Raw genomic sequence first — 6,361 nt, forward strand, 5'->3', positions numbered from 1 at the left:
TCCCGGCCTCAGAAGAACTTGCGCAGGTCCATGCCGGTGTACAGGCTGGCCACGTCGTTGTATCCGTTGAACATCAGCGTCTTGCGCTTGGGTGCGAAGAAGCCGTCCTCACCGATGCGCCGCTCGGTGGCCTGCGACCAGCGCGGGTGGTCGACGTTGGGGTTGACGTTGGAATAGAAACCATATTCCTGCGGTGCGTAGAGGTTCCAGGCGGTCTTGGGCTCGTCCTTGACGAAACGGATCTTGACGATGGACTTGGCCGACTTGAAACCGTATTTCCAGGGCACGATGATGCGCACCGGTGCCCCGTTCTGATTGGGCAGCACTTCGCCGTACATGCCCAGGGTCAGCAGGGTCAACGGGTGATTGGCCTCGTCCATGCGCAAACCTTCACGATACGGCCAGTTCAGGATGGGCGTGGACAGGCCGGGCATCTGCTTCTTGTCGGCCAGGGTGACGAATTCGACGTACTTGGCATTGCCGGTCGGCTCGGCCTTCTTGATCAGGGCCGAGAGCGAATAGCCGATCCAGGGAATCACCATCGACCAGCCTTCCACGCAACGCATGCGATAGATGCGCTCTTCCAGCGGCGCCAGCTTGGTGAGGGCGTCCAGATCCAGCGTCATGGGCTTCTTGACCTCGCCTTCGATGTCGACGGTCCAGGGGCTGGTCTTGAGGGTGCCGGCATTCTTGGCCGGATCGGCCTTGTCGGTGCCGAATTCGTAGTAATTGTTGTAGCTGGTGGCGTCCTTGTAGGCGGTCTGCTTGTCCATGACCGCATAGGCGTTGTTGAGATGGGCCGGCAGTTTCCGGCCCTGCTGCGCCAACGCCTGCGGCAGCGCGCCCATGCCGCCGGCCAGTGCGGCGCCGGCCGCCACGCGCGCCATGAAGCTGCGGCGCGACAGGTAGAGATCACGCGGGGTGATCTCGGAGGCGGTCGGGATGTCAATCTGGTCGGGACGGATCTTGATCAGCATGGTGCACTCCGAAAAAAAAGAGATGAATGCAAAGCGGCGACAAGGTCTGGACCTTGCCGGGGAAAGTCATGGTAAAACCCCGGCGGTGACGCGCGGGTGTCGATTTGATGACAATTTTGTCATGAAGAAAAATCCCTCCATTGCTAGAATCGAGTGCATTTTCCAGCCATTCTCCCCGATCCCGGTCGCCTTTGCAGCGGCCTTTCCCCTGACTTTCACGGTTTCCCCACAGCATGGCCATCCTGGTAATCGAAGACGACCCCAAGACCGGTGACTATCTGCGCAAAGGCTTGCGCGAATCCGGCTATGCCGTCGACCTGGCCCGCACCGGCAGCGACGGCCTGCACATGGCGCTGGAGCAGGACTACGACCTGGTGGTGCTGGACGTGATGCTGCCGGGCCTGAATGGCTGGCAGGTCATGAGCGCGCTGCGCAGCAAGCGCGATCTGCCGGTGCTGTTCCTGACGGCCAAGGACCAGGTGGAAGACCGTATCCGCGGTCTGCAACTGGGCGCCGACGACTATCTGGTCAAGCCCTTTTCCTTCACCGAGCTGGTCCTGCGCATCCGCACCCTGCTGCGCCGCGGCGTCACGCGTGAAGCCGAGGTCTACGAGATCGCCGACCTGCAACTGGACCACGTGCGCCACAAGGTCACGCGCCAGGGTGTCAACATCGCGCTGACCAACAAGGAATTCATGCTGCTGCACCTGCTCATCAAGCGCCAGGGTGAAGCCCTGTCCCGCACCGTGATCGCCTCGCAGATCTGGGATATGAACTTTGACAGCGACACCAACGTGGTCGATGTCGCCATCAAGCGCCTGCGCGCCAAGATCGATGCCCCCTTCGAGAAGAAACTGATCCACACCGTGCGCAGCGTCGGCTACATGTTCTCGGAAACGCCGTGAGCGCCGCGCTTCTCCCCGTGCGCGGCTGGACCCTGACCGCCCGGGTCACTGCCCTGTTCGCCCTGATGACCGCACTGGTGGTGACCGGCCTGGGCGTCTACCTGGACCGCGCCGCCGGCGAGGCGCTCTCGCAGCGTGCCGACCAGGCGCTGATCGGGCGGGTGGAGCACTTCCGCAACCTGATGCACGATCTGTACAACGTCGAGCAGATGGAGCAGCGCCCCGCCCTTTTCGAAAGCATGATGGGCAACGAGCAGGATGTGCGCATCTTCCGTCGCCAGGGAGGCGCGCCCTTCATCCAGAGCAATCCCGACCATCTGGTGCCGCCGCCGATGACGCCGCTGCCGGTGGGCAGCCCGGTCAGCTCGGCCAGCCTGCAGACCAGCTATCGGACCGATGGCGTGCGGGTGCGCTGGGTATCGGCCCTGGCCGATGTCGGCCAGGGCGGCCAGGGTGGCAACCGCGTGGAGATCGTCGCGGCCTACGTCATGGTGCAGGAAAGCCGCATGATGCACAGCTACCGCTGGCGTATCGCCGGGGCCGCCGGGGCGGCGATCCTGCTGACCTCGCTGTTGGGATTCGTGCTGTTGCGGCGCGGACTGCAACCGCTGGAGGCCATGAGCCAGCGCGCCGCCCAGATCACGCCGGACCATCTGTCGACCCGCCTGGAGCAGCACGGCATGCCGGCCGAACTGCGGCGCGTGGCGCTGTCCTTCAATGCCATGCTGGATCGACTGGAGGCCGGCTATGACCACCTGGCACAGTTCTCCGGCGACCTGGCCCACGAGATCCGCACCCCCATCAACGTGCTGATGGGCCAGAGCCAGGTGGCGCTGGGTCAGCGCCGCAGCCTGGACGAATATGAACAGTTGCTCGAATCGAATGTGGAGGAATTGCAGCGGCTCGCGCGCATCGTCGAGAACATCCTGTTCCTGGCCCAGGCCGACCATGCCACGCTGGCAGTGGAGTGCAGCGCGCTGGACCTGCATGAAGAACTGGGCAAGGTGACCGATTACTTCGAGGGCATCGCCGACGAACGCGGCCTGCGTTTCGAACTGCAGGCGCAAGGCATCTGCCATGCCAATCGCGACATGTGGCGCCGTGCGGTCAACAACCTGGTCATCAACGCGGTGCGCTACGGCCAGGCCGACAGCGTCATCCGCATCCAGGCCGCAGCGGACGCCAGCGGCAGCCGCATCCTGGTGGACAACCGCTGCGAGGGGGTCACGCCCCAGGCGATGGCACGCATGTTCGACCGTTTCTATCGCGGCGACCGCTCGCGCAGCGCCTTCACCGAATCCAATGGCCTGGGACTGGCCATCGTCAAGGCTATCCTGGCCCTGCATCGTGGCACGGCGGCGGTGGAGTGTCCGCAGCCGGGCTGGATACGCTTCAGCCTGTTCTTCCCTGCGGCGGCAGCGCAGTCGGGGCCGCTTCCGGCGCCGCACTGACGGTCTTCTGCGCGGCCTGGGCCGCCAGTTCGGCCTCGCGGGCTTCGGCAGCACGGCGCGCCTTCTGCGCCGCCGACGCGCGGGTGAAGATGATCTTCAGGGCGGCCATCACCGGCACCGAGAGGAAGATGCCGGCCACTCCGCCCAGCTGGTCACCGGCCAAGAGGCCCAGAATCACCATCAGCGGGCTGACCTCCACGCCTTCGCTCATCAGATAGGGATTGAGCACGTAATCCTGAAACACCCGATAGGCGACGATGAAGCCGACCAGCCACAGCAGGTGGTCATAGCCACTGAAACCGGCCACCACCAGCGCCGCCGCACTGGCCGCCAGCGGGCCGGCAAAGGGAATGAACTCCAGTACCGCCGCCAGCCCCGCCAGCAGCATGGCGTAGGGGACGCCCATGAGGGAGAAGGCGATACTGTAGGCCACGAAGGTGGCAATGGCCAGCAAGAGCAGCGCCCGTACGTAGCGCGAGAGCAGCACGTCCAGATCCTTGATGATGCCATCCCACAGCTTGCGGTTGGAACGATTCATCCAGGACAGAATTTCATCACGCATGGCCGGTGCCTCCTTGATCAGCAGGAAGCTGATGACCGGCACCAGCACCAGGTAGATCAGGTTGCTGGCCGCGTGCATCACGCCCACGCCGAACTGCTTGGCCAAGGGCATGGCCTGGTCGGTGCCATTGGCGAGCTGGTCGCGAACGAAACCGAGGATACGCGCGCGCAGCGGTTCGGCAAATCCGGGCAGCGGGATGTGCGAGACGGCATCGCTGGAGCGCAGCAGCGCCGGCAGCTGTTCGGACAGCCGCAAGGCCTCTTCCTGGATACGCACCCCGAAAATGCTCACGACCGCTGCCACCATACCGATGGCCAGCACGAACACCACTGCGATGGAAACCGCACGCGGCACCCGGGCCGGGCGTACCCGCTCGATCTGCTCCACCAGCGGATAGACCAGATAACTGAAGAAGACGGCAAACACCAGCACCAGCACGGTGGCCGAAATGGTATAGGTGACGTAGAGCAACAAGGCCACCAGGAAGACGGTCCAGACGATCCTGGCGACGCGAAAATCGAAACCCAGCATAAACATTCATCCTTGGAAAATCAGACGCGCCTCACCTGCGTCACGGAGCACCCCGCCCCCCGCTACGGCTGAGCTGCGATTGCACCTTATTTGATCCGCATCATGTTTCCTATCAGTCAAATCCTTCAGGCTGTGTAGGAAAGCGTGAAAATACCTTCATGCAGCGCGACAAGATGCTGAACTCAGGGCTGCGTCCTTGCGGAACCGGGAAGTCCGCAAGACGCGATGTCGTCACGAAGAGACATTCATACGTCTCCTCCGCCCTGTCAGCCGCCTGAGCCTGCCGCCGACCTGCGCCCGCGAATGCACACGGGGCGCGTGTCATTCTCATCAGTGATATCTGTTATCAGGAAATACACAAGAGCATGACATTGCGACGGGTCAAGCAATTGCTTTAAATTTCAGTAATTACTGAAATTTCGAAAGTTTTTAACATGGAAAAACAGGTACTCAGTCCTCTCATGCAGCGCTTCATCAGCCACTTCGGCGAGATGGGCAGCCGCTGGGGCATCAATCGTACGGTGGGCCAGATCTATGCCCTGCTGTATATCTGCGGCTGCCCGCTCAATGCCGACGAGATTGCCGAATACCTCAGTTTTTCGCGCTCCAACGTGAGCATGGGCCTGAAGGAACTGCAGTCCTGGCGGCTGGTGAAATTGCTGCACAAGCCGAATGATCGTCGTGAATATTTCGAACCGCCCGGCGACATCTGGGAAATCTTCAAGGTCCTGCTGGAGGAACGTCGCCGCCGCGAGATCGAACCGACCCTCTCGATGCTGCGCGATGCCCTGCTGGAAGCGCCCGGCAGCAAGGATGACAAGGAAGTGCAAAAGCGCATGCGCCAGATGTATGAACTGATCGAGCTCTCCAGTTCCTGGTTCGACGATGTGCAGCGCCTCTCGCCGGAGACCCTGGTGTCATTGATGAAGATGGGTTCCAAGGTCAAGAAACTGCTGGACGTGCGCGACAAGTTCCGCCTCGGCAGCAGCAACGACAAGGAGTAATTCAGATGCAGCTCACGCAATCCCGCAAACGATCGTGGCGCTGGCCACGCCTGACCCAGCTGCCGCTGGGGGTGGAGATCACCCTGCTGCTGGTGGTCAAGATCGCCCTCATCACGGTGCTGGCCAGGACCTTCTTCGCCCATCCCGAGGCCAAGCACATGCAGATGCCGGTGCAGCGGGTGGAGCAGCGCATGCTGTCCATCACCGTGCCGCCGGCAAGCACCGAACAAATTCAAGACCTGTCCGCCAAACAACAAACGGAGTAACACAACATGGTTCCCATCGATGAAGTCGTCTCGCTATCGCGGCTGCAGTTTGCCGTCACGGCGCTCTATCACTTCCTGTTCGTCCCCCTGACCCTGGGCCTGTCCTGGATCCTGGTCATCATGGAGTCGGTCTATGTCATGACCGGCAACCAGATCTACAAGGACATGACCCGCTTCTGGGGCAAGCTCTTCGGCATCAACTTCGCCATGGGCGTGGCCACCGGCATCACGCTGGAATTCCAGTTCGGCACCAACTGGTCCTACTATTCGCACTACGTGGGTGACATCTTCGGCACCCCGCTGGCCATCGAAGGCTTGATGGCCTTCTTCCTGGAATCGACCTTCGTCGGCCTGTTCTTCTTCGGCTGGGACAAGCTCTCCCGCAAGCAGCATTTGATCGTCACCGTGCTGGTGGCGCTGGGCTCGAACCTGTCGGCGCTGTGGATCCTCATCGCCAACGGCTGGATGAACAATCCGGTGGGCGCCGAATTCAACTTCGAGACCATGCGCATGGAACTGGTCAGCATGACCGACGTGATCTTCAACCCGGTGGCCCAGGTCAAGTTCGTGCATACCGTGGCAGCGGGCTATGTCACGGCCTCCATGTTCGTGCTGGGGGTCTCCGCCTGGTATCTGCTCAAGGCGCGTGATACCGCCTTCGCGCT

Annotated in this window: 8 protein-coding genes; 5 read left to right on the top strand and 3 right to left on the bottom strand. The window is 62.1% G+C overall.

Translation table 11 applies throughout. The annotated features are described in order from the left end of the window. Positions 1-8: 8 nt before the first annotated feature. Together msrP and ACODSZ_RS16900 are read right to left on the bottom strand one after the other, a co-directional pair. Complete coding sequence (msrP, locus tag ACODSZ_RS16895) at positions 9-977, bottom strand: protein-methionine-sulfoxide reductase catalytic subunit MsrP (RefSeq protein ID WP_488928100.1); 969 nt, start codon at positions 975-977, stop codon at positions 9-11. Then, a complete protein-coding gene (locus ACODSZ_RS16900) occupies positions 946-1,212 on the bottom strand; it encodes a hypothetical protein (protein ID WP_488928101.1) in 267 nt (88 codons plus the stop codon). Before ACODSZ_RS16900 ends, msrP begins: the two co-directional genes overlap by 32 nt. Between ACODSZ_RS16900 and ACODSZ_RS16905 the strand changes: the two genes are divergently transcribed. Together ACODSZ_RS16905 and ACODSZ_RS16910 are read left to right on the top strand one after the other, a co-directional pair. Next, positions 1,211-1,882: a heavy metal response regulator transcription factor gene (locus ACODSZ_RS16905; RefSeq protein WP_488928102.1), complete on the top strand. Its 672-nt coding sequence runs from the start codon at positions 1,211-1,213 to the stop codon at positions 1,880-1,882. The two genes, ACODSZ_RS16900 and ACODSZ_RS16905, sit on opposite strands and share 2 nt — an antisense overlap. Before the next feature lie 65 nt (positions 1,883-1,947). Beyond that, entirely contained in the window at positions 1,948-3,333 is a 1,386-nt protein-coding gene (locus ACODSZ_RS16910; protein ID WP_249777062.1) for a heavy metal sensor histidine kinase, read from the top strand. Here ACODSZ_RS16910 and ACODSZ_RS16915 read toward each other — a convergent pair. Then, on the bottom strand, positions 3,275-4,426 hold the full coding sequence (locus ACODSZ_RS16915; RefSeq protein WP_034350467.1) for an AI-2E family transporter: 1,152 nt from the start codon (positions 4,424-4,426) through the stop codon (positions 3,275-3,277). The two genes, ACODSZ_RS16910 and ACODSZ_RS16915, sit on opposite strands and share 59 nt — an antisense overlap. A 434-nt stretch (positions 4,427-4,860) precedes the next feature. Between ACODSZ_RS16915 and ACODSZ_RS16920 the strand changes: the two genes are divergently transcribed. The 3 genes from ACODSZ_RS16920 to ACODSZ_RS16930 all read left to right on the top strand — a co-directional run. Next, entirely contained in the window at positions 4,861-5,430 is a 570-nt protein-coding gene (locus tag ACODSZ_RS16920; protein WP_034350469.1) for a GbsR/MarR family transcriptional regulator, read from the top strand. Between the two features lie 5 nt (positions 5,431-5,435). Then, positions 5,436-5,696 (top strand): cytochrome oxidase putative small subunit CydP, encoded by a 261-nt coding sequence (cydP, locus tag ACODSZ_RS16925; protein WP_175344969.1) that lies wholly within the window; start codon positions 5,436-5,438, stop codon positions 5,694-5,696. Positions 5,697-5,702: 6 nt separating this feature from the next. After that, positions 5,703-6,361, top strand: a 659-nt coding sequence (locus ACODSZ_RS16930) for a cytochrome ubiquinol oxidase subunit I (protein WP_488928103.1), incomplete at its 3' end; no start/stop codon positions are given.

This window comes from Herbaspirillum sp. FG34, from assembly GCF_057809315.1.